The sequence below is a fragment of the Corynebacterium sp. TAE3-ERU16 genome (genome assembly GCF_019209935.1).
GTDB classification, from domain to species: domain Bacteria; phylum Actinomycetota; class Actinomycetes; order Mycobacteriales; family Mycobacteriaceae; genus Corynebacterium; species Corynebacterium antarcticum.
In genome coordinates this window covers 178,813-202,073 of the sequence record NZ_JAHUTN010000004.1, presented here as the reverse complement: position 1 = coordinate 202,073, position 23,261 = coordinate 178,813, and the positions used below count along the sequence as shown (strand labels likewise).

The window sequence follows — 23,261 nt, the reverse complement described above, 5'->3', positions numbered from 1 at the left end:
GTCCACGGCTTGATACGCCACGTGAGACAACCTTCGCTTTACGCGCGAACATTCCCAGGCCGACCGATCAGCCGGCCAAGACCCGCTTGATCAACGCCGCGATGTCATCCCGCTGAACCTGCTGAACCTGCTCACGGAACGTCACTTCAATACCCTCCGACCTCATCGACCTGAAGCACCGTCGTCCTGAGTTTCTCGCTCTCTCGCACGCCGGAGCGCTTCTTGACGTCCTTGGTTTCGATGAGGTGGTTACGCGGGAGCCGCCATCGTCGCGCTTAAGCAGATACATGAAGTCTGGGCTCGTGGCCCTCCCTCAACTCCGCGCATTGCTACATTAAGGCTAGTCCTCGACTGCCGCTTGCAAAGCCAGTCGAAAGTCACCCATACGAATGTCCGAGTTATAGAACGGAAGCCCAGTTATCCGATACTCCGTATTGTCCACATAATTTGTGTGAGGGACCGCGTTCTCCCTGAGCGCGAGGAGGAACTCTTCCTTCCACTTGTCGGTTTCGAGTAGGTGCGTTCCCTTCGGTTCCACGTAGATCTGTTCCTGCTTATAGGGCTGCCCCCCTTTTCGCAGGAATAGTAGGTAGTCCGGCTCGAATCTCTCTCCGGTTGCGAACGAGTAGATGGCCAACGGCGCCAGCCGTTCGTTGCGCACCAGGAAGACCTCGTCATACTGCTTCTTGAGGTCGTCGACGACGGTCGAGAAGTACTTGACGAAGGACTTTTCTTCGCTGGTGCCGTAGTTGTCGTTGTAGACGTACCAGTCTGCGTTTTCGAGGTCGATGCGGCGGCTGGACTCGGGATCGTTGGTTTGGCTGGTGCCGATCCCGCCTTCGACCGGGTTCGCGATCTGTAGGCGCTTGTTTCGGAGCACCTCATTCAACCGTGTGGCTTCGAACTGGTGCGCACCTCTGTAGGTGGCCTTGATACCTGCCAGGTAGCTGGCGACGGCTCGGAACACCTTGTCTAAGCCTGCCCGCAGATCGGCCGCAGTGAGGTCTTCGGTGTCGCTTTGGAAGGTGATCTCAGTTTCACCAAGATAATCGCTAGATGTAACGAACTTGCGGGTCGATTCCAGATGAGGGAAATAGTGCTTGAGCGCCTCGAAGCGCAGTGCGTCGTAACACGCCAACGATCCCAAGACCACATTCAACGGCATCTCGTTGATCTTTCGGCGGATCGTATGAACCTTCGGGCTCTTGGGCGCTTCTGTTTGCCCAGTGTCTGTTTCAAAGAGGCTCACGAGCCGTGAGGGCGCGTGGCGGACATCAAGCTGGTAGATCGCCGACTTCACCCGGTTATCCAGCTGAGTGACCTCGTGGCGGGAGACTTCCTCGCGGCGGTTACTGAACACCATCGCTTTGTGGTAGAAGTCCGTCTGCCTGAACGACGGTTTGAGTTCGTAGGTGACTTCGGTGACTTCATCGGGCAGCAAACCCGTTTCGCGCAGTGCGAGGCGCAGCTCGGTGATGTACTTCGAGTCCTGCTTGGAATGGTAGAGCAGGGTTTCAAGGAGCCGGCTCGGGCTGTCAAGGTCGTGATCGTACTTGCGGACGAACATGTCTTCTTGATCGCGGTCCACGGACTCGTTGTCGAGCAAGAACGGGAAGTAGCGGGCTCCGCGCCCAATCAGCTGCGCCTCCTTGATCGTGTACGCACCGGGCTTGCCAGCTTTGCCTCCCTGACGTGTCTCGTACAGGCGGACGATGTCGTACAGGTTGAGCACGTCCCAGCCCTCGTTGAGCATGTCCACCGTGAAGATAATCCGATACGGGTTGGAGTGATCTTCGAGCGAGTTCACCGCCAGCTGCTTCTCAGTAGAGTTGTCGGTCGAACCGTTCATGATGATGGCGTTCTCTTCCGCGAACCCCTGCTGGATGCTTGAGCGCAGGGAGCGCAGGCTAGGATCCTTCTCCTGGAAGTAGCCAATCGCTTGTTTCATGAGACCGTCGGTGGCCATGTCCAGGATTTCGTTCTCAGTAAGCCGTTGGAGTCGCTGGAAGAACTCATCGTAGACCGCTTTTGAATCATCGATCCGCTGCGACTTCAACAGCACAACGGGCTTCGAGTAGACACCGCCGTCAGCGAACAACGCACGGCGGTATTCAGACACGATCAGTGCTTGCAGCGTTCGACCCCACGGGTCGAGGACGGACTGGAAGTTCTGGAAGTCCTTCGTGAACCCCGACTCGCGGAAACGCGCCAGTGGGTAGTCAAAGACGATCTTGTCCTTGTACTTCCGAAGGATGTTGCGATCGCGCAGATCGACAGTCGCCGTGAACTCCAGCAGCACATTGTCCCGGTTGCCCAAAAAGGCTGAGCTGACCGTGTACTCCCACGAGCGGTCTTCCTCGTCCTCAGCTTTCGTTGCCCTCTTGGTTCGCGTGTTCACGTGGTGTGACTCGTCAGAAATCATCACCACGGGTGCATCCTCGAAGTCGTCGCTGGTGAGCGCGTTTTCCTTCGGCTCGAGGAAATCTATGTGTAGCTTTTGCGTCGTCGAGAAGCAGAGGTTGATCGCATTCGGATCGGCAGCAGCAAAGTTGCTCACCTCGTTGATGGGAACCCGCATACCATCGATCTCGATTGACTCCGCGAAAAGATACTTCGCTGACGTCGAGTCCAAGAAGTTGGCTTTGGTCTTCTCGATGATGTTCGTCTGGTTCACAAAAAAGAGGAAGTTACGGTAGCCAAGCGAATAATAGTGCAGGATAAGGCCAGCCATCATCACAGTCTTACCCGAACCTGTTGCCATATGATACAGAAGATGCGTCTGCCGGTTCTTCGACAACTTGTCGTTACTCAAGTACTCGAGGGTGTTTGAAAACGCATGCTCCTGGTACTCACGCAGTTCAATGTGTGGAGCGAAATTCCTTGCGATGTGAGGTGGGAGCTCACGCTTTGACCCGAAGTTGTAAAACTGATCAAGCTGCTGAAACAGAAACAAATCCTGGCTAGATGAAGTGCTCATCATTCGCCCTTCTCGTAGAAGGACTTGGTGAAGGCTATGTCATATTCTGAGAGACCAAGATCTTCATCGTCCACATCAGACGCATTGACATAAAGACGGTTCTTGTCGACTAGCTCGGCGACAACCCTCTTCTGTTCATCCAAAGTCAGATTCACGAACTCATTATCCATCTCCGTCAGCTCCCCGGGAAGAACCGAAGGGCGTAGGAGTCCGCGCTGGGTCGCAAGGTGTAGCACGCCCTGGACTTCGCTAGTGGTTGACGCCCTCTGAAGAGCGCCCAATAACGCTTCACCTTGTTCAGCGAGTTCTACATATACAAACGAGCCGCCGCCCCGCCACTGAACGGCCCTAGAAATACCACTAGCATCACCGTCAATTACGTTCTTCAATCTGGATAGAGCGAGGCTCTCTATATACTCCATCTGCTCGACGCCTATGTATCGGCGGCCTATTTTATGTGCTACCGCAGCAGTCGTGCCAGATCCAAGATGAAAATCTAGGACCAGATCGCCGGGGTCAGAACTCATTTCGAGCACTCTTTCAATCAGACGCTCTGGCTTCTTGCCGTTCTTAAGCTTCACGCCCCCCTCTGAAGAAATTCCCGTAGTCTTGATATCCGTCCATAGCGAACCAATTTCTTTGACTATGACGCGTTTACCATTCAAGAGTTTTATGTTTTTTTCGTAAAAACGAACCATTCGACCGCGGTACGTGAGAATGTCATCAAGAGTTTCGCGGCGGTATACATCCCAAGAATTGCTTTCTGCAGAACGCGCCATCGCTTCCCGCAGGCCCCTCCCCGCTCCTTTCGGAGAGATTGTCTGAAATATTCTATAAGCGTTTTCGACAACGAATTTAATCCGTTCTTCGGGAGCAATACCGCGCTCCTTCATGTGCGCCTTCAGGGACATCACTTCCCAGCTCGAAGGAACTGACTCCGCATCAAAGTTCAGAATGATTTGGTTGTACGCTGTGTCATACTCAGCAGAAGGCAAAAAGAGAGGTCTGTATTTGCGTAGTTTACGGTTACGGGCAAAGAAGATGCCGTACTCGCAGTTCTTTGGCATAAACGGGTTCTGCGCCTCGTTAGCGGCCCCCTCATTCATACGTATTTCCACGATCTGTATGAAGTTACCAGCACCAAACAATTCGTCCATAAGGACTTTTAGATACGGCATCTCATTATCATCACACTGAACAAAGATCACCCCATCAACGCTCAATAGTCGCTTTGCGAGTGCGAGCCTGCTACGCATGAACGTCAACCAAGTTGAGTGATTAAATCGATCGTTATAAGCGAAACCATCGGAACCGGTGTTGTACGGAGGGTCGATGTAAATGCATTTCACTTGCCCTTCGTACCGTTCCAGAAGCGAACTAAGAGCAAGAAGGTTATTTCCTTTGATGAGAAGGTTTTCGTGCTCATCGAATTCCGTTACCTGTTCTCTCCCTTCTGCCGTGTATCGGGTGGCGTTGCAGAAGGCTTTGGGCGCTAGGAGTCTACCTACTTCGTCGGGCGCAAGGGTTTCGTTATAGAAAATCTCTTGGCGTTTTTCGTCTTCTTTGGCTTGACCACCTTCGAGCACACAGTCTTTGTATGGCCATACCAGGGTTACTTCGTTTGACGAGGTAATGAGGTCGCGGTCGTTGGCTGAGAGGCCGATCTTGTTGCGGTAGCTCGTGTAGCTGTCGGGTAGAAATTCTTTAGAGCTGACGACCCACATGAATTTCTCTTGATCGAAGATGGTGATGCCATCGACATCTTTGAAAAAATGTCTCTTGAGAATGGGGGAGGCCACGAGGCTGCGAATAAGATTGGTATCGAACTGGTTAACAGCGTCCCGCACACGCGGTTTAAGCAACTGACCATCTTGAGAAATGAAACGCTCATCACTCTTGAGCACGGTTTCTAGTTCTTGCAGGAACGTCATTGTTTAACCCCTACTCTCACTTGGCATCTACTGCTACGATCACCGAGTATAATCTCTCGCCATTCAGACCACTTCCTCGGCTCTGTGTGAGTCGGTCTCACTTCTTGCTCCCAGACGGAATCCCTGTACGGAACTCCACCACGTCGCCGTCGGCCATGACGTAGTCCTTGCCCTCCTGGCGGACCTTGCCTCTGGCCTTGGCCTCCGCCATGGAGCCGGCTTCGTCGAGGTCGGTGAAGGCGACGATCTCGGCCTTGATGAAGCCGCGTTCGAAGTCGGAGTGGATCACGCCGGCGGCCTGGGGGGCGGTGTCGCCCTTGTGGATCGTCCAGGCCCGGGATTCCTTGGGGCCTGCGGTGAGGTAGGTCTGCAGGCCGAGGGTGTCGAAACCGGCGCGGGCGAGGGAGTGCAGGCCCGGCTCGTGCTGACCGACGGATTCGAGGAGCTCGGCGGCCTCCTCCTCGTCGAGTTCGAGGAGCTCGGTCTCGGTCTTGGCGTCGAGGAACACGCAGTCGGCGGGTGCGACCAGGGCGCGGAGTTCCCGCTTGCGGTCCTCGTCGGTGAGGACCGTCTCGTCGGCGTTGAATACGTAGAGGAACGGCTTCGCGGTGAGCAGGTGGAGTTCGCGCAGCGTTCCGAGGTCGATCTCGTCCTTGGCCTTGAACAGGGTGCGGTCGTCCTCGAGGATCGTCTGCGCCTTCTTGACGGCCTCGACCTCGGCGGCCTTGGCCTTGTCCTTGCGTGCCTCCTTCTCCAGGCGCGGGATTGCCTTCTCGATGGTCTCGAGGTCCGCGAGGATGAGTTCGGACTCGATGACGGCCATGTCGCTGACGGGGTCGACGCGTCCGTCGACGTGGATGACGTCGTCATCGTTGAAGACCCGGACGACCTGGCATATGGCGTCGGATTCGCGGATGTTGGCGAGGAACTTGTTGCCCATGCCCTCACCCTGGGAGGCACCCTTGACGATGCCCGCGATGTCGACGAAGGACACGGTCGCGGGCAGGATGCGCTCGGACCCGAAGATCTCCGCGAGACGCTTCAGGCGCGCGTCCGGCAGTTCGACCAGCCCGACGTTGGGCTCGATGGTGGCGAACGGGTAGTTCGCCGCCAGCACATCGTTGCGGGTCAGCGCGTTGAACAGGGTTGACTTGCCGACGTTGGGCAGTCCGACGATTCCAAGAGTAAGGCTCACAGTCGCACATCCTATCAATCTCCGTCCTCCGGGCCGGACACCGCCGGAGCCACCTCGACGTACGCCGGTCGCGGGCCGCCCTCCTCCACTCCCCGGAGCCCACCCGCGTTCCCATCCGACGGAAGCCCTGTTCCATGCAGTGAAATGAGCTGCTAGAGTCATTCCAGGTTAAGAAAAACCGTAGAACGCGCTGAAGGTAATCGGCGTGGCACCACCCCTGCCACCGACACCTGAGCCGGACACCTGACCGCGGCCGTGATCCCAGTCACCACCCCGACGCCCACCGATCGCCGCGGCATCTCCTCATCCGACTTGATCCGAAAGGCCGGCAATGGCTGCTGACACTTCTCAAGGTCGCGAAGTATTCTCCACCCGCATAGCGTTCCTGCTGGCGGCGATCGGTTCCGCCGTGGGCCTGGGTAATATTTGGCGCTTCCCCTACGTCGCCTATGAAAATGGCGGCGGAGCATTCCTGATCCCCTACATGGTGGCTCTGATCACCGCGGGTATCCCCCTCCTCTTCCTTGACTACGCCATGGGCCACCGGTTCCGTGGCTCCGCTCCCCTCGCCTACCGCCGTCTGCGGACCTGGGCCGAGCCGGTCGGCTGGGTGCAGGTCGGCGTCTGCTTCATCATCACGATCTACTACGCGGCAATCATCGGCTGGGCGGCGCTCTACACCCTGAAGTCCTTCAACACGGCGTGGGGCAGCGACCCCAACACCTACTTCTTCGAGGACTTCCTCAGGTTCGACAGCACCCAGATGATCTCGATGGACATCGTCCCGCAGATCGCACTCGCGCTGGCGTTCGTGTGGATTCTGGCCATCATCGTTCTCGCGATGGGCGTGGACGAGGGCATCGGACGCATCTCCAAGGTGTTCATGCCGATCCTGACGGTGCTCTTCATCCTCGTCGTCGGCTACTCCGTCACCCTGGAGGGCGCGGCCGAGGGCCTCGACGCCTTCTTCACCCCGAACTGGGCCGCGCTGAGCGATCCGGGCGTGTGGGTCGCCGCGTACGGCCAGATCTTCTTCTCCCTGTCGATCTGTTTCGGCATCATGCTGACGTACTCCTCCTACCTGAAGCCGCGCACCAACCTGACGGGCACCGGCCTGGTGACCGCGTTCGCGAACTCCTCCTTCGAGGTTCTCGCCGGCATCGGCGTCTTCTCCGCTCTCGGCTACATGGCCGTGCAGCAGAACGTCGCCGTCGACGAGGTCGCCACATCCGGAATCGGTCTGGCGTTCATCGCCTTCCCGACGATCATCAACCAGATGCCGCTTGGACCGGTCTTCGGCGTCATGTTCTTCGGCTGCCTGACGGTCGCCGGCTTCACGTCACTGTTCTCCCTCCTCGAGGTCGTCGTCTCCGCGGTCAAGGACAAGCTCAACCTGCCGCGCAAGGCCACGGCCCTCGGTGTCGGTGTCGTCATGACACTGATCTCCCTGACGCTGTTCGCCACGACCTCCGGTCTCGCGACTCTCGACATCATGGACAAGTTCGTCAACAACATCGGCATCGTCGGCATCGCACTGGTCGCCATCATCATCCTCGACTGGATTCTCCGTCGTGCGGACGAGATGGCACTGCACCTCAACGCGGTGTCCAGCTTCCGGGTCGGCAACCTGTGGCGGATCTGCGTCGTGAACATCACCACCATCGTTCTCGGCTACACCCTCCTCCAGGAGCTCATCAGCCTCGTCCGGGAGAACTACGGCGGCTACACCGACCTCCAGATCAACATCTGGGGCTGGGGCGTCGTCGGGCTGATCGTCGTCGCGGCGGTCGTCATGAGTCTCGTCCCGTGGCGCGGCAACATCGCCCTGGTCGGTCCTCCCGGCTCCGACTTCGGCGTCGACCCCGACCTGCAGCTCGAGATCACCACCCCGCAGAAATACGATCCGGAACGCCCGCGTCACGCCGGCTTCGCGGTCGAACAGTTAGGAGCCCGCAAATGAGTGGTATCGCAATCATGATGATGATCCTGTTCATGGTGGTCATCTGGGGCGGCCTCCTGGTCAGCATCTTCGCCCTGCGCAAGCACCCCGATGATTCCTCCGGAATCCTCGGCGACTCGCACCTGGCGACGGACGACGTCCTCATCGAGCAGGAGAAGGCCGGTCCCCCGGCCCGCAACAACGACTGATCCGCCCGTGATCCCAACGGGCCCGAACCCGCCCCCGACCGTCAACCACGGTCGCGGGCGGGTTTCCGGTTCCGGGGACAGGGACCGGGGCTCTGCCCACCATCCCTTCAGTCCACCATCGGGGCACCGTGTTCAGGCGCACACTGTTTTAGGGCAATATAGGGACTGTGAACGACCCCCGCGATTCATCCGACCGCGTCTCCGGCACCAGCCCCGGGGACAGCTCGACGCTGTCCGGGTCCTTCGACCCGACGGCGTCGCCGCATCCGACGGGCGATCAGTCGCTGCGCGGGCCCGAAACCCTCGCCAACGAGGCCTCCCGAACGTTCGAGGAGTTCCAGCCCGACGCCCCCATCGACCGCTCGGAGATCATCGCCGAAGGGCTGCGTGAGTTCGCGGCCTGGTGTCTCCGCCTGCTCATCGTCTCCGCCGCGACCTACATGGTCGGGTTCGTTCTACTGAAGGTGTGGCAGGGGGTCCTGCCGGTCGTCCTCGCCCTGATCGTCTCCTCCGTGCTCTACCAGCCCGCGTACTGGCTCCGACGACACGGCGTGCCCGGTGCACTGGCCGCGATCGTCACGATCGTCGGGACCCTCGCCCTATTCAGCGGGATGATCGCGCTGATGGCCCCCAGCGTCGCCCGGCAGTCGCAGGCTCTCTACTACCAGGCGTTCGAGGGCGTCCAGAGGGTCCAGCTGTGGCTTCAGGATCCTCCCGTCCAGTTCCAGGGCAATGATCTGGGTGACTGGCTCGCCGAGGGGGCGACGTGGCTGCAGAAGCAGGCCTCGACGATCGCCGGGGAGATCTTCGCCGGACTCGGTGTCGCCTCGACCATCCTCATCATGCTCGGCATCGTCCTGGTTCTGACGTTCTTCTTCCTCAAGGACGGCGACAGGTTCCTGCCCTGGCTGCGGGTGGTGACGGGGCCGAGGATCGGTTGGCACCTGACCGAACTCCTGACCCGTTCCTGGAACACCCTGTCTGGGTTCATCCGCGCGCAGGCGGTCGTGGCGTTGATGGACGCACTGTTCATCGGTCTCGGCCTCGTGCTTATCGGGGTACCGATGGCGCTGGTCCTCGCGGTGCTCACCTTCATCGCCGGATTCATCCCCATCGTCGGCGCCGTCGTGGCGGGAGCACTGGCGGTGCTCATCGCGTTCGTCTCCCTGGGGATGACCGAGGCGGTCCTGGTGCTGATACTCGTGATCGCGGTCCAGCAGTTCGAGGGCTACGTCCTCTCCCCCTGGCTCCAGTCCAAGGCGATGAACCTGCACCCGGTGATCGTGCTGGTCTCCGTCACCGTCGGTGGTGGCCTGTTCGGCATCGTGGGGGCATTTCTCGCGGTGCCCACGGCGGCGATGGTCGCGGTGCTCTTCCGGTACCTCTCGGACATGGTCGCGCTACGCGCCGGAGAGAAGACCGCGGACCAGATCGTCTTCGCCACCGTCGCCGGATCACTGACCGCCCGCCACGGCGAGGAGGCGGGGCGCAGGATGCGGGCGGCCCGGCGTTCCGTCGGTGGCGGGACCGGCGATCTGTGTGCCCCCGACGATGACAGGGACATGGGCGCCGCCCCGGGGCCGCACTCATCCGCGGCATACCGGACCCGTTTCCAGGACCTCACCTCGAAATTCGTACACCTTTTCGACACGCCGCACTAGCGCCGTCCCCGTGTCCGGCGCGGATGGCACAGTGGTTCCCATGAGTCCGTCTGTCACATTCCTCCTAACCCTGGTTATCGGCATCGCGATCGGTGCGGCACTCGGCTGGCTCGCCCGCGGACAGAATTCCAGGGCGACCGCCACCGACGTCGAACGGCTCGCGGAACTCGCCTCCGCGCAACTCCGGGCGGACACCGCAGAACGCACCTCCGCCGCCGCCGAACAGCTCACCGGACGGGTCAGTACCTCCCTCGCACCGCTGCAGCAGGCCGTGGTTCAGCTGAGCCAGCAGGTCCGGGCGCTGGAGCAGGAGCGGGTCGAGGCCTACGCCGCGTTGAGCAGTCAGGTGCAGTCGATGACGAGAACGTCGACGATGCTGTCGGACCGGACGGGCAAACTCGTCACGGCGCTGCGCGCGCCCCAGGTCCGCGGCCGGTGGGGCGAGATGCAGCTGGAACGGGTCGTGGAGATGGCCGGCATGGTGCGCTACTGCGACTTCGACACGCAGGTCTCCGCACGCGGACCGGAGGGTCCGCTGCGTCCCGATCTCGTGGTACGTCTGTCCGGGGGGCGGACGATCATCGTGGACTCCAAGGTTCCCTTCTCCGCGTATCTGGACGCCCTGGACACCGAGGACCCCGAGGAGCACGCAGCCCACCTGCGCCGCCACGCGCACCAGCTACGCAGCCACGTCAATCAGCTGTCCTCGAAGAACTACTCCGCCGCGTTCGAGCGGACCCCCGAGTTCACCGTGCTCTTCGTACCGGCCGATCCCTTCCTCGATGCCGCCCTGACCACGGACCCGGATCTCCTCGAGCACGCGTTCTCCCGGAACATCATTCTCGCGACCCCGACGACGCTGGTGGCGCTCCTGCGCACGGTGGGGCTCGGCTGGCAGCAGGAGGCGGTCAATGACCAGGCGGCGGCGATCCACCGGCTCGGGCGGCAGCTGTACTCCCGGCTGAACACCATGGCCGAGCACTACAACAAGGTGGGCGTGGCGCTCGACCGCGCCGTGGACGCCTACAACTCGACGTTGGGTTCACTGGAGTCCCGGGTGATGGTCACCGCACGCACCCTCAACGACATGGAGGCCGGCCCCGGGGGATCCACCCGCCCCACTGTGCTGCGCCAGGCGACGGGGAGGGGCCGGAGGATCGCACCGGTGGAGGGTTCCGGCGCCCCGGAGTCCGGAACCGAGGATGCCTGAACGACGGGGTCCAGCCGCACCACGGGGTGACGGTACCGAATTTCAGCGCGGAAGTCGGTAACATAGCGTCTCGTGCCCCAGCAGCCTCCGAATCGGTCTAGTACCCGGCGCCCCGGCCCCTCAGCCCGGCGCGCCGGAATTCCGACATGGTGCTGTCCCGTCATCATGATCCTCGCGCTGGCGGTCGGGACGTTCGTCAGCATCGACCAGCAGCAGATCAGCGGCATATATCTCGCACTCTTCTCCGCGGCAGCCCTCGGCTGCACCCTGTTCGTGGTACCCCGGGGACTGTGGTTGACCACCGCCGGCGTACCGCTCATGTTCGGTGTGGCCACCCCGGTGGCCGCGTGGACGATCGCCCGCTCCGGCGCCGCGGAGGGAAGCGACGCATTCTCAGCGACGGGTATCGCCACGGCGATTTATCCGCTGGCCCAGCATTTCCCGATTCTCGCGGCGACCACCGTCGGTTGCATCCTCATCGCCGTTCTGCGCCTCACCCGGGTACGCCAGCTGCAGGCCGTCGCCGAGCGCACCCACCGTCAGGCCCGAAAACAGATAACCGACGCCGAGCAGCGCAACATCGCCACGGCGGCCAGAGCGCGCAGCGTCAGCGCCCGGGCACGTCGGGAGAAGACCGAGGGGGACACCCGACCGACGGTCGCGGAACTCCGCCGGAAGAGCGCGGAGGATGCCGCACAGCGGCGCCGGCGGCTGCGGCCGGATTCCGGGGACAACCGTCAGAGCGGTGGACAGCGCCCCGGCCGGCGGCCCGCGGACGCCCCGGGTAGGCCGAACTCCGAGCAACAGGTCCATCCGCGACGGACCCCGGACGAACCGGGCGGTACACCACGCAAGCGGCGGGTGGTGTGGCCTGATCGACAGATCGACCAACCCGGACGGGGCCGGCCGGTACCACGCCGGAGCCTTGATCAGGAGGACCGCCGTCCGAGTCCAGGTGTCCGGCGCGAGCGCTATTCCGTCGGTGAGCCCGCCCGTCGTCGGATTCAGGATCCACGGGAACTGCGGCAGCGGGAGGATTCCTCCGACTACCCGCGCGGTCCCCGCCGGCGGCCTGTCGCGCGACCGCAGCGCCCCCGCAGAGAGCAACACCTCATCGGAGAAGGCCGTGAGTCTGAGGGGCCCGCGCCCCGGCACAGCCGCCCGGATCAGGCGGCGCGTCGCCCCCACCTGCCGGAGGAGACGCCCCAGACACCACCGAAGCGACGTCGACGGTGGCTGGACGACGATCTCTACAGCTGACCACCGCCAGTGATCGGCGGTCTCCCGGTCCCCACCACGGTTCCGCCACCGTTCGGCCACTGTCGTCCGGTACGGTGTGTTCCGCGTGATCTCCTCCCCCACCCGAACAACGGGGGATGGTCCCGTGGCGGCGGACCGTCACATGGAGCCGTGGTACGCGGAACGCACAGCGCCCGCCCGACCGACCTCGATCCGCCGGTGCCGCCACTCCCGGAGTCCGGTACGTCGGCCCGATTCGACGATCCCGCCGGGAATCCTCTCGCCGAAAGACCGAACCAGAACGGGACCCTGCCGAGGCGTTCCGGGTTTTCCCTTCGTCATCGAGTCGCGGGATCTGCGACAGGCTGAAGGGGATGGGCCCAACGTCTGATGATCACCCCGCCGTCGCCCATCGCGTCGGTCACCACCCGGACGGCTCCGTGACCGGTCAGCGACGCCCGACCGAGTCCTTCGGCCGCAGGTCACGGGGAAGGGCGAAGACCAGTTTCTCCGCGGCGGTGGTGACCTCCTCGACCTTCGAGTAACCGTGTTCGGCGAGGAGCTCGAGGACGTCGCGGACGAGGATCTCAGGCACTGAGGCGCCGGAGGTCACCCCGACACAGCTGACCCCCTCGAACCACGAGGTGTCCACCTGCGAGGCGTAGTCGACGAGATAGCTCGCGTCGGTCCCGGCCTGGAGGGCGACCTCGACGAGGCGCTTGGAATTCGAGGAGTTCTGGGAGCCGACGACGATCATCAGCTGGCACTGCTCGGCGATGGCCTTGACCGCCACCTGACGGTTCTGGGTCGCGTAGCAGATGTCGTCGGAGGGCGGATCCTGGAGTTGCGGGTACTTCTGCTTCAGCAGGTTGACGATTGTCATGGTCTCGTCGACGGAGAGCGTGGTCTGGGACAGCCAGATGAGTTTCTCGCTACCGTCGAAGTCGAGCTTGTCGACGCCCTCGACGCCGTCGACGAGGTGGACGACCTCCGGAGCCTCACCGGCGGTTCCCTCGACCTCCTCGTGTCCCTCGTGGCCGATGAGGAGGATCTGGTACCCCTGCCTCGCGAACCGCTTCACCTCGTTGTGGACCTTGGTGACGAGCGGGCAGGTGGCGTCCAGGGTCTTGAGGTCGAGAGTCCTGGCCTCCGCGTGCACGGCGGGGCTGACACCGTGCGCGGAGAAGACGAGGTGGGCACCCTCCGGCACCTGGAAGGTCTCATCGACGAAGATCGCCCCGCGTTCGGCGAGGGTGTCCACCACATATCGGTTGTGCACGATTTCCTTACGCACGTACACCGGGGCGCCGTACTTCTCCAGGGCCCGCTCGACGGTCTCGACCGCGCGGTCGACCCCGGCACAGTAACCGCGCGGGGCGGCGAGCAGGACCTTTTTTTCGGTGGCTACGGGTGACGTCATGGGCTACAGCGTAACCAATGGTCCGGTTGAACGCCTACAATCAGGTTTTCGTAGCCGGCCGAGAGCACGGTTCCCGAAGCCCACGATCCCGAGTTCCCGTAAGGAGAAGCGCGCCTGTGAGTCCAGCAGCTCCCTCCCCCGACAATCCGTGGCCCGTCCGGGAGGTGAACGCCAAGGTCAAGGCCTGGATCGAGCGGCTGGGACACATATGGGTGGAGGGACAGCTCACGCAGATCAACGCGAAACCGACCTGGAAGCTGTCCTACCTCACCCTCCGCGACACGGAGGCCGATGCCAGCGTGCAGCTGACCTGTTACACGTCGCTGCTCCGCAACTCGACCACACCGCTCCGTGACGGGGAACGGGTGCTCGTGCACGGCAAACCCGCTTTCTATCCCGGGCGGGGCAGTTTCTCACTCTGGGTGACCGAGATCCGCCCGGTGGGCATCGGTGAGTTGCTCGCCCGCATCGAGATGCTGCGCCGGACCCTGGCCGCCGAGGGACTGTTCGACCCGGAACGGAAGAAACGGCTGCCCTACCTGCCGAACTGCGTCGGGTTGATCACCGGCCGGGGTTCCGCCGCCGAGCGGGATGTGCTCTCCGTCGCGAGGGACCGGTGGCCGGAGGTCCGTTTCCGGGTCATCAACACGCCCGTCCAGGGTGCGACGGCCGCACCCGAGATCATCCGGGCCCTGGGAACGCTCGACGCCGACCCGGAGGTCGACGTGATCATCATCGCCCGCGGCGGTGGATCGGTGGAGGACCTCCTGCCGTTCTCGGAGGAGTCCCTGCAGCGGGCCGTCGCCGCCGCATCGACGCCGGTGGTCAGCGCGATCGGACATGAGCCGGACACCCCCGTGCTGGACAACGTGGCGGATCTGCGTGCAGCCACCCCCACGGACGCCGCGAAGCGGGTCGTCCCCGACGTCGCCGAGCAACGGGCCCTCATCCAGGAGCTGCGGGCACGGAGCGCCCAGGCGCTGCGCGGCTGGGTTGAGCGCCAGTCGCAGGGCCTGCGGGATCTGCGCAGCCGTCCCGTCCTGGCGGACCCGATGCTCCCGATCACCCGGCGCTCGGACGAACTCGCGCAGTTCGTCCGGCATCTCCGCGTCCAGGTGACCCACGATCTGGACAGGCAGGAGACCCGTATCCAGGCGCTCCGGTCGCGGGTGTCCACCCTGGGTCCGGCCGCCACGCTCGCCCGCGGCTACGCTGTCGTGCAGGTGGGGCCAGCCGGGTCCGAACCCGAGGTGGTCACCTCGATCGACCAGACCCCACCCGGGAGCCAGTTGCGCATCCGCGTCGCCGATGGTGCGATCACCGCCGCAACGATGGCGATCCGCCCGGCTGACTGACCGGACCCACCCGAGATCGATGCAGGAGAGACGACGTGAACAGTGACGCTGTAGGTACGGGACAGCCGAAGGAGAACGCCTTTCCCCCGGTCGCGGAACTCAACTACGAGGCCGCGCGGGATGAACTGGTGGAGATCGTCAAAATCCTCGAACACGGCCAGATGCCGCTGGACGAGTCCCTGAGGTTCTGGGAGCGCGGCGAGGCACTGGCAAAACGCTGCGAGGAGCATCTCGACGGAGCCAGGCGCCGGGTCGAGGCCATCCTGCGGTCCGACGAAGTGGACGCACCGGACTCCGAGTGACACCGGGTGCCGGGTTCGCTCCGACTCAGTTCCGGATCGGCTCGGCGACCAGGGTGTTGTGGATGAGCTGACGGAATTCCCCCTCGTCGGCGGTTCCCGCGAACACGAGGGTGACATCGCTCAAGGTGGCCGTCCAGACGGTGTCGGCGGTGTCCTCGAAAGGCGTCCAGACCGTGAACTCCCGACCGTCCACCTCACGGGTTCCGTTGACTTCGCGGGGGTGCACGTCGATCTGTTCCACGGCATCCTCCGCAGGTTGATCAGTCTGCAGGAGCTGGAGATACCCCCGGTCCGCGGTGACCCAACCGATGAGCGGGGCGGGTGTGTTGTTGACCGGGTGCCTGCGGGCGGAGTTCGCCACCCACCCCCCGGGGCTTTCGGGCAGCCTGACCGGGAATGTCACCGCCCGTGCCTGGAGGTCGAGGAAGCTCTGCGCGTCGACCTCGCGGACGGGCCCGTTCTCCACGGGATCCTTGCGGAGGGAGCACATCCCGGTGAAGGTGACGACGAGCGCCATGATGACGACGATGACCAGCAGAGACATCACCATGTCCCTGCTGTCCTGGAAGATACGGGGTTTTTTTTCGGCCACGGGGAACAGTATGTCAGACCCCTCTCCGCGAGCTTCCGCCCGGCTGACGGCGGCACCCGGTGGCGCCGGGCACCTCGGTTCGGGGGTGAAACAGGCATCTGGACCGAACAGGTTGCCCCCCGCGGTGCCCAGAAAGTGCAACAATGGGAGACAGCGGACGCACGGACAGATCCCGGCCGCAGTACCGCGCACGTGCGGGGATGCACCGGGTGCGCCTCCTGGAGGAACATGGCTGCGCGCCCGCAGCTGAAAAACACATGACCTACGACTACAAACAAGCGGTCATATTCCGTCCCGCCTGCTGTACCGGTTGTTTTCCCGGCAACGGAGGAGGGGCGGGGCCGCACATGAGCGCCTTACAGGAGGCACTGACATCATGAGCATCGAGAAACCCGAGCGTCCGGACCGCAACCTCGCAATGGAACTCGTCCGCGTCACCGAGGCAGGCGCACTGGCATCCGGCAGATGGGTTGGACGCGGCAAGAAGAACGAGGGCGACGGCGCTGCAGTCGATGCGATGCGAAAGCTCATCAACTCCGTCAACATGCGTGGTGTCATCGTCATCGGTGAAGGTGAGAAGGACGAAGCCCCCATGCTGTTCAACGGCGAGGAGGTCGGTACCGGTGAAGGTGCCGACGTCGACATCGCCGTCGACCCGGTCGATGGTACGACGCTGATGGCGGAGGGTCGGCCGAACGCCATCTCGGTACTCGCCGCAGCGGAACGTGGCTCGATGTACGACCCGTCCGCGGTCTTCTACATGGACAAGATCGCGTGCGGCCCGGAGTCCGCCGGCAAGATCGACATCCTCGCCCCCGTCGAGTACAACATCAAGGCCGTGGCGAAGGGCAAGGGAATTCCGGTGCATGACGTGACCGTCGTCGTGCTGGACCGCCCGCGCCACCGCTCGCTGATCGCGGACATCCGCGAGGCCGGCGCGAAGATCCGCCTCATCCGCGACGGCGACGTCGCCGGTGCGGTCGCGGCAGCGCAGACCACGAACTCGGTCGACCTGATGATGGGTATCGGCGGCACCCCGGAGGGCATCATCACCGCGTGCGCGATGAAGTGCATGGGTGGCGAGATCCAGGGCAAGCTCCATCCCACCAGCGACGAGGAACGCCAGCGCGCACTCGACGCGGGGCACGATCTCGACCGGGTGCTGTTCACCGACGATCTCGTCCGCTCGGACAACTGCTACTTCGTCGCGACCGGTGTGACCAAGGGAGACATGCTGCGGGGCGTGACCTACCGCGCGTCCTCCGCGACGACGCGTTCCCTGGTCATGCGCTCCCGCTCCGGCACGGTGCGCCACATCGAGTCGGTGCACCAGCTCGCGAAACTCCAGGAGTACTCCGTCGTCGACTACGGCTCCTAGATCGATCAGGTGCCGGGGCGCATGACCCCGGGCCATCTGAGGGCGCCTCTCCCGGTCACCGGGGCGGGCGCCCTCACCGCATTTCGGGAGGAACACAAACACGCCGGGGCGGGTGACGATTCCCGCCTACCACCCCCGAATGTGTGCACACGCAACCTCCGGTTGCGGCCCTGCCCTGCGATCTGCTTCACAGGACACGGTTCAGGGTGACGGGAACCTGACGGCCCCCGGGTTTTTCCGCCATACTTGGATCAGCTGCACCGCACCACGACCGGGGCGCCTTTCCGTGCCTCCCGGGCACCTCCGCGGTGTGACATCCACACACACAATGAAGAGGTTGGTTATTCATGACTGAGCAGGAATTCCGCATCGAACATGACACCATGGGCGAGGTCAAGGTACCGGCGAAGGCCCTGTGGCGCGCCCAGACTCAGCGCGCGGTCGAGAACTTCCCGATCTCCGGCCGCGGCCTGGAGTCCGCGCAGATCCGCGCGATGGGTCTGCTGAAGGCGGCCTGCGCCCGCGTGAATCTCGACCGTGGCCTGCTCGACGAGGAGAAGGCCAACGCCATCATCGCCGCGGCGAAGGAGATCGCCGAGGGCGAGCACGACGACGAGTTCCCCATCGATGTCTTCCAGACCGGCTCGGGCACCTCGTCCAACATGAACACCAATGAGGTCATCGCCTCCATCGCGGGCAGGAACGGCGTCGAGGTCCACCCCAACGACCACGTCAACATGGGCCAGTCCTCGAACGACACCTTCCCCACCGCGACACACGTCGCCGCCACCGAAGCCGCGGTCAAGGATCTCATCCCGGGCCTGAAGGTCCTGCAGGAGTCCCTGGCCAAGAAGGCCACGGAGTGGGAGAACGTCGTCAAGTCCGGTCGTACCCACCTGATGGACGCCGTCCCGGTCACCCTCGGCCAGGAATTCTCGGGCTACGCCCGCCAGATCGAGGCCGGCATCGAGCGGGTCGAGGCAACTCTCCCCCGCCTCGGTGAACTGCCCATCGGCGGTACCGCCGTCGGCACCGGTCTCAACACCCCGGCCGACTTCGGCGCCAAGGTCACCGTGGAGCTCAAGGACCTGACCGGTATCGAGGAACTGCGCGAGTGCGTGAACCACTTCGAGGCTCAGGCGAACCGCGATGCGCTGGTCGAGTTCTCCGGTGCGATGCGCACCATCGCCGTCTCCCTGAACAAGATCGCCAACGACATCCGTTGGATGGGCTCCGGCCCGCTCACTGGCCTGGGCGAGATCCACCTGCCCGATCTGCAGCCCGGCTCCTCCATCATGCCCGGCAAGGTCAATCCGGTCCTGTGCGAGACCGCGACCCAGGTGGCCGCACAGGTCATCGGCAACGATGCCGCGGTCGCCTTCGGCGGCTCGCAGGGCGCGTTCGAGCTGAACGTGTTCATTCCGGTCATGGCCCGCAACGTCCTCGAGTCCGCACGCCTGCTGGCCAACACCTCGCGGGTGTTCGCGGAACGTCTCGTCGACGGCATCGAGCCCAACGAGGAGCGCATGAAGACTCTGGCGGAGTCCTCCCCGTCCATCGTGACCCCCCTCAACTCGGCCATCGGCTACGAGAATGCCGCGAAGGTCGCCAAGACCGCGCTGAAGGAAGGCAAGACCATCCGCCAGACGGTGATCGACCTCGGTTTCGTCGACGGCGACAAGCTCACCGAGGAAGAGCTGGACAAGCGCCTCGACGTTCTCGCGATGTGCAACACGGACCGCGACGCGAAGTAGTCTCCCAGCAGCTCCCCCATCCGTCCGGGTGGGATCCGACCCCCGCAGCCGTTCTCGCGCTGCGGGGTTTTTCCGTGTTGCCGCAGAACCTTCCCCGGACCGTGGTCGGTGTCACAGCTTCCCCACACAGCACCTAATTTCACTGCGTGCATTTTTACACTTAGTGCACTTTTGGGCGTACAGTCACGGACATGACCAACGACAATCTCCCGCTGCGCGAGGCGAAGCGGCTGGCGACACGAGCGGCGATAGACGATCACGCGACACGGCTCGTCCTCGAGCACGGATTCGACGCGGTCACCGTCGAGGACATCTGCTCCGCCGCGGGAATCTCGAGGCGCACGTTCTTCAACTACGTCGATTCCAAGGAGACCGCCGTCATCGGGGAACACCCCCGGCCCCTGACCGAGGAGGAGGTGACCGACTTCGTCTCGGACCGTCATCCGGATCTCTTCCACGCGGTGATGCGGTGCGCGTTCCGGATGAGCAACCTCTTCCGGCCCTGTGCCGGCGACCTGGCCACACCGTGCACGGTTGACACCGGAGAGCTGCTGCGCCGGCGGCGACGGATCTGCCGGGCGGAACCCCGGCTCTCCCTGCAACGGACCGCCAGATACCCGGACATCCACGAGAGCCTGATCGACACCGTCACCTCCTATCTCCAGGCATGGCCGGCCGAACGACGGCTCCCCGAGGCCACCCCCCGGGCCGAGGCGATGACCGTCGTCGCCGTGTCCACCACCGCCATCAGGCTGGGGTTCCACCTCTGGATGGAGGGATCGGACCCCACGGCCGACAACCTGCGGACCCGGTGCACCGACGCACTCGAGGACATGACCCGACTACTCACGAAGGAGGTCGAGAACGCGTGAGCCGCGCACTGACCACAACCACACCGGAGACCTCACCCTCCACCCGTGCGGAACAGCCCCGACTGCCGCTGATCTTCACCGCGCTGATCCTGGCCATGCTGATGAGCGCCCTCGGCCAGATGATCTTCTCCGCGGCCCTGCCGACGATCGTCGGCGAACTGGGCGGTGTCGAGCACATGACGTGGGTCATCACCGCATTCCTGCTCGGGCAGACGATCTCGCTCCCGATCTTCGGGAAACTGGGTGACCAGTTCGGCCGGAAGTACCTGTTCATGTTCGCGGTGTGTCTGTTCATGGCCGGCTCCGCGCTGGGTGGATTCGCGGGCTCGATGGATGTTCTCATCCTGGCCCGGGCGATCCAGGGTGTCGCCGGTGGCGGCCTCATGATCCTCTCCCAGGCGATCACCGCCGATGTCGTCTCCGCCCGACAGCGCGGGAAATACATGGGTATCATGGGATCGATCTTCGGACTGTCGTCCGTCCTCGGCCCGGTCCTCGGCGGTTGGTTCACCGACGGCCCCGGCTGGCGCTGGGGCCTCTGGTTGAACATACCGATGGGCGCCCTGACGCTCGTGGGTATCGCACTGTTCCTCACTCTGCCGAACCACGCGCAGGGCGGAAAACTCGACTGGGCCGGGATGGCGACGATGGCACTGGCCACGACGAGCTTCATCCTCACCGTCACCTGGGGAGGCAGGGAGTACGACTGGACCTCCCCCGCCATCCTGGGACTGATCACGGCCGCAGTGGTGTTCTCCGTTCTCTTCATCATCGTGGAGCGGAGGGCCCCGGATCCACTCGTCCCCATGTGGCTGTTCACCAACCACAATTTCCGGCTGACCACCGCCGCCGGTCTCATCGCGGGAATCTTCATGTTCGGATCCCTGGCGTACATGCCGACCTACCTGCAGATGGTGCACTCCATGAGCCCGACCGAGGCCGGTCTGATGATGGTGCCGATGATGATCGGACTCATGGGTACATCGGTCGTGGTGGGTGCGCTGGTCACCCGAACCGGCCGATACCGGATCTATCCGGTCGTCGGAATGGCGGTCACCGGACTCGCACTGTGGTTGTTGTCCGGCCTCTCCCACGATTCCTCGCTCCCCGAGGTCGGCGGCTACCTGTTCGTGCTCGGGTTCGGACTCGGTTGTGCGATGCAGATCCTCGTCCTGATCGTCCAGAATTCCTTCCCGATCGCGGTGGTGGGAACCGCGACCGCAGCGAACAACTTCTTCAGGCAGATCGGCGGCGCCGCCGGCTCCGCCCTGGTCGGCGGGATCTTCGTCAGCAACCTGTCCGGTCTGCTCAACGACCGTCTCCCGGCGGCCCTGTCACAGCTCGGCGAGGACGCTGCGGAGACCGGTGCGAGGATCTCGGGACACGGCGCCAACCTCACCCCCGGGCTGGTGCAGTCACTGCCGACCCCGGTCCGTATCGCCATCGACGCGGCCTACAGCGACGCGCTCACCCCCGTGTTCGCGCTTCTCGCACCCCTCGCCATCCTCTCTGCGGTGGTTCTGTTCTTCGTCCACGAGGAGCGACTGAAGGAAACCGTGAGCTAGTGGACCACCACGGGTGACAGACGAAAGACGTGGACGTCCCCATCTCAATCAGGTGGACGTCCACGTCCGCGTGCCGAGCCGGACCGGAAGCTCCGCAGATCAGAACGCCTCGGGCTTGGGAAGGAGCTTCTCCCAGATGACGGTGTCGCGCCACTGCCCGGCGAGCTCCCCGTAGGGCATCTTGGCGAGGTGGCTCAGGATGCCCGCCTTCTCGAAGCCACGGGACTGGTGGAGCTTCGTCGACCCAGTGTTCTCCGGGAAGATCCACGAGTGGATGGCCCACTTCTCCAGTTCGATGCACTTCTCGATGAGGGTGTCCAGCAGCGCACCGGCCACGCCACGGCCCTGAGCCCTGGGATCGATGTAGATCGAGTCCTCGACGACCCCGTGGAAGACCTCACGCTGCGAGATCGGCGCCGCCGACACCCAGCCCAGAACAGTTTCGTTGTCGGACCGTTCAACCGCGACGAAAGCACATTCCATGATCTTCCGTCCGCTGAACTCCTCCCACGTCAACGCGTGACGTTCATAGCTCGCATGTCCGGTGTCGAGGCCACGCTCGTAGATGTGCCGGACCTGACCGTAGTCGTCCTCGGTCAGCGGTCGGATGATGAAATCGCGTTCAGACATGAACGGAAGGATATTGTGCTCGATGCCACACAGCAACCTGAGAGTTCCGGAAAGCATCTGACCAGCGCCTTCTCCCCGACGGCCTTTTCCTGTACCACCGGTGGGGCCACCGGCCCGGAAATGAGAAAAACCCCGGGGACTGCCGGGGTTTTTCTCATCAGCTCCTCACCTCATCGTCAGACGAGGGAGGGGAACGGATTCACCGGATTAGTTCTTCTCGATCGTGGGACCCCAGGTACCGTCGGTCTGGGACCAGATGATGTCGCCGTGCTGGAAGTTCTGGGTCCATCCGTTGCCGTCCTGACGCTCAACCTCGTACGCGGTGGGCATACCCAGGTCGGACTCGAGTCCCCCCTCGGCCATCCAGGTCTCGGCGATCTTGCCGTTCAGACGCTGAGCGCCGGTTTCCTTGGAGTAGGCGATGTAGTAGCCCTTGTTGAATGCCGCGAGGTAGCGTCCGTGCTTCTCCTTGAGGTCGGTCAGCTTGCCGAGGTGACCGGCCGTACCACCCATGGACTCGTACATCTCGACGATCGGGGTCGGGACGGCGATCTCCTTGCCTGCGGCGTCAGTGATCTCCGTCTTGTGCTCGACGTCATCCTTGGCGTCCTTGGCGTCGCGGGCGACATCCTCGGCGCCGTCCTTGGCCTTGTCGGCGCCGTCCTTCGCGGCATCCTTGGCGTCGCGAGCGACATCCTCGGCGCCGTCCTTCGCCTTGTCGGCGCCGTCCTTGGCCTTGTCGGCACCGTCCTTCGCGGCATCCTTGGCGTCGCGAGCGGCATCCTCGGCGCCGTCCTTGGCCTTGTCGGCGCCATCCTTCGCGGCATCCTTGGCGTCGGAGGCAGCTTCCGAAACCTTGTCAGCTGCTGAATCCATGTCGTTCTTGGCGTCCTGCGAGCAGGCGACCGCACTGAAGGAGAGGCTCAGTGCAGCAACACCGGCTAGAACGCGGGCACGGGTCTTTTTTGTCATTTAAAATCAAATCCTAAGCATATGGGATGGACAGTACAACTACATACTATGACACCCATG

18 protein-coding genes are annotated in these 23,261 nt (G+C 63.3%); 11 read left to right on the top strand and 7 right to left on the bottom strand.

The genetic code is table 11. From position 1 onward, the window contains the following. Positions 1-340 precede the first annotated feature (340 nt). From KRX55_RS06010 to ychF, 3 genes are all read right to left on the bottom strand, one after another. Positions 341-2,977 carry a DEAD/DEAH box helicase family protein gene (locus KRX55_RS06010; protein WP_218406869.1) on the bottom strand — a complete coding sequence of 879 codons (2,637 nt, stop codon included), beginning with the start codon at positions 2,975-2,977 and terminating at the stop codon, positions 341-343. Further along, a complete protein-coding gene (locus KRX55_RS06005) occupies positions 2,977-4,908 on the bottom strand; it encodes a DNA methyltransferase (protein ID WP_218406868.1) in 1,932 nt (643 codons plus the stop codon). Before KRX55_RS06005 ends, KRX55_RS06010 begins: the two co-directional genes overlap by 1 nt. Before the next feature lie 97 nt (positions 4,909-5,005). Next, positions 5,006-6,103: a redox-regulated ATPase YchF gene (ychF, locus tag KRX55_RS06000; RefSeq protein ID WP_218406867.1), complete on the bottom strand. Its 1,098-nt coding sequence runs from the start codon at positions 6,101-6,103 to the stop codon at positions 5,006-5,008. Positions 6,104-6,434: 331 nt separating this feature from the next. Between ychF and KRX55_RS05995 the strand changes: the two genes are divergently transcribed. The 5 genes from KRX55_RS05995 to KRX55_RS05975 all read left to right on the top strand — a co-directional run bounded on the left by KRX55_RS05995 (position 6,435) and on the right by KRX55_RS05975 (position 12,382). Beyond that, positions 6,435-8,063, top strand: a complete 1,629-nt coding sequence (locus KRX55_RS05995) for a sodium-dependent transporter (RefSeq protein ID WP_218406866.1) — start codon at positions 6,435-6,437, stop codon at positions 8,061-8,063. Further along, positions 8,060-8,251, top strand: coding sequence for a methionine/alanine import NSS transporter subunit MetS (metS, locus tag KRX55_RS05990; protein ID WP_218406865.1), 192 nt, complete (start codon positions 8,060-8,062; stop codon positions 8,249-8,251). The genes KRX55_RS05995 and metS overlap by 4 nt, the downstream gene beginning before the upstream one ends. A 284-nt stretch (positions 8,252-8,535) precedes the next feature. Next, entirely contained in the window at positions 8,536-9,912 is a 1,377-nt protein-coding gene (locus tag KRX55_RS05985; RefSeq protein WP_255567625.1) for an AI-2E family transporter, read from the top strand. Positions 9,913-9,952: 40 nt separating this feature from the next. Then, positions 9,953-11,122, top strand: a complete 1,170-nt coding sequence (locus KRX55_RS05980) for a DNA recombination protein RmuC (RefSeq protein ID WP_218406864.1) — start codon at positions 9,953-9,955, stop codon at positions 11,120-11,122. A gap of 72 nt (positions 11,123-11,194) precedes the next feature. Then, positions 11,195-12,382, top strand: coding sequence for a DUF6542 domain-containing protein (locus KRX55_RS05975; protein ID WP_370625763.1), 1,188 nt, complete (start codon positions 11,195-11,197; stop codon positions 12,380-12,382). Between the two features lie 427 nt (positions 12,383-12,809). Here the strand turns inward: KRX55_RS05975 and KRX55_RS05970 are convergent, their stop codons facing one another. Then, positions 12,810-13,781, bottom strand: a complete 972-nt coding sequence (locus KRX55_RS05970) for a 4-hydroxy-3-methylbut-2-enyl diphosphate reductase (RefSeq protein WP_218406862.1) — start codon at positions 13,779-13,781, stop codon at positions 12,810-12,812. A gap of 116 nt (positions 13,782-13,897) precedes the next feature. Between KRX55_RS05970 and xseA the strand changes: the two genes are divergently transcribed. Together xseA and KRX55_RS05960 are read left to right on the top strand one after the other, a co-directional pair. After that, entirely contained in the window at positions 13,898-15,136 is a 1,239-nt protein-coding gene (gene xseA / locus KRX55_RS05965; RefSeq protein WP_370625762.1) for an exodeoxyribonuclease VII large subunit, read from the top strand. Between the two features lie 35 nt (positions 15,137-15,171). After that, positions 15,172-15,438: an exodeoxyribonuclease VII small subunit gene (locus tag KRX55_RS05960; protein ID WP_218406860.1), complete on the top strand. Its 267-nt coding sequence runs from the start codon at positions 15,172-15,174 to the stop codon at positions 15,436-15,438. 25 nt (positions 15,439-15,463) lie between these two features. Here KRX55_RS05960 and KRX55_RS05955 read toward each other — a convergent pair whose 3' ends face one another. Further along, positions 15,464-16,030 carry a DUF4245 domain-containing protein gene (locus KRX55_RS05955; protein WP_218406859.1) on the bottom strand — a complete coding sequence of 189 codons (567 nt, stop codon included), beginning with the start codon at positions 16,028-16,030 and terminating at the stop codon, positions 15,464-15,466. A gap of 376 nt (positions 16,031-16,406) precedes the next feature. On the opposite strand from KRX55_RS05955, the gene glpX reads away from it, so the two are divergent. The 4 genes from glpX (at position 16,407) to KRX55_RS05940 (ending at position 21,599) form a co-directional block, all read left to right on the top strand. Continuing rightward, complete coding sequence (glpX, locus tag KRX55_RS05950) at positions 16,407-17,408, top strand: class II fructose-bisphosphatase (protein WP_198737491.1); 1,002 nt, start codon at positions 16,407-16,409, stop codon at positions 17,406-17,408. A 347-nt stretch (positions 17,409-17,755) separates the two neighbouring features. Beyond that, a complete protein-coding gene (locus KRX55_RS05945) occupies positions 17,756-19,162 on the top strand; it encodes a class II fumarate hydratase (protein WP_218406858.1) in 1,407 nt (468 codons plus the stop codon). A gap of 191 nt (positions 19,163-19,353) precedes the next feature. Continuing rightward, positions 19,354-20,034 (top strand): TetR family transcriptional regulator, encoded by a 681-nt coding sequence (locus KRX55_RS11835; RefSeq protein ID WP_255567597.1) that lies wholly within the window; start codon positions 19,354-19,356, stop codon positions 20,032-20,034. A gap of 8 nt (positions 20,035-20,042) precedes the next feature. Further along, on the top strand, positions 20,043-21,599 hold the full coding sequence (locus KRX55_RS05940; protein ID WP_255567622.1) for an MDR family MFS transporter: 1,557 nt from the start codon (positions 20,043-20,045) through the stop codon (positions 21,597-21,599). Between the two features lie 99 nt (positions 21,600-21,698). Here KRX55_RS05940 and KRX55_RS05935 read toward each other — a convergent pair whose 3' ends face one another. Both KRX55_RS05935 and KRX55_RS05930 read right to left on the bottom strand, forming a co-directional pair. Then, positions 21,699-22,229, bottom strand: coding sequence for a GNAT family N-acetyltransferase (locus tag KRX55_RS05935; protein WP_218406856.1), 531 nt, complete (start codon positions 22,227-22,229; stop codon positions 21,699-21,701). Between the two features lie 207 nt (positions 22,230-22,436). Continuing rightward, positions 22,437-23,201 (bottom strand): LGFP repeat-containing protein, encoded by a 765-nt coding sequence (locus KRX55_RS05930; RefSeq protein ID WP_218406855.1) that lies wholly within the window; start codon positions 23,199-23,201, stop codon positions 22,437-22,439. Between the last annotated feature and the right edge of the window lie 60 nt (positions 23,202-23,261).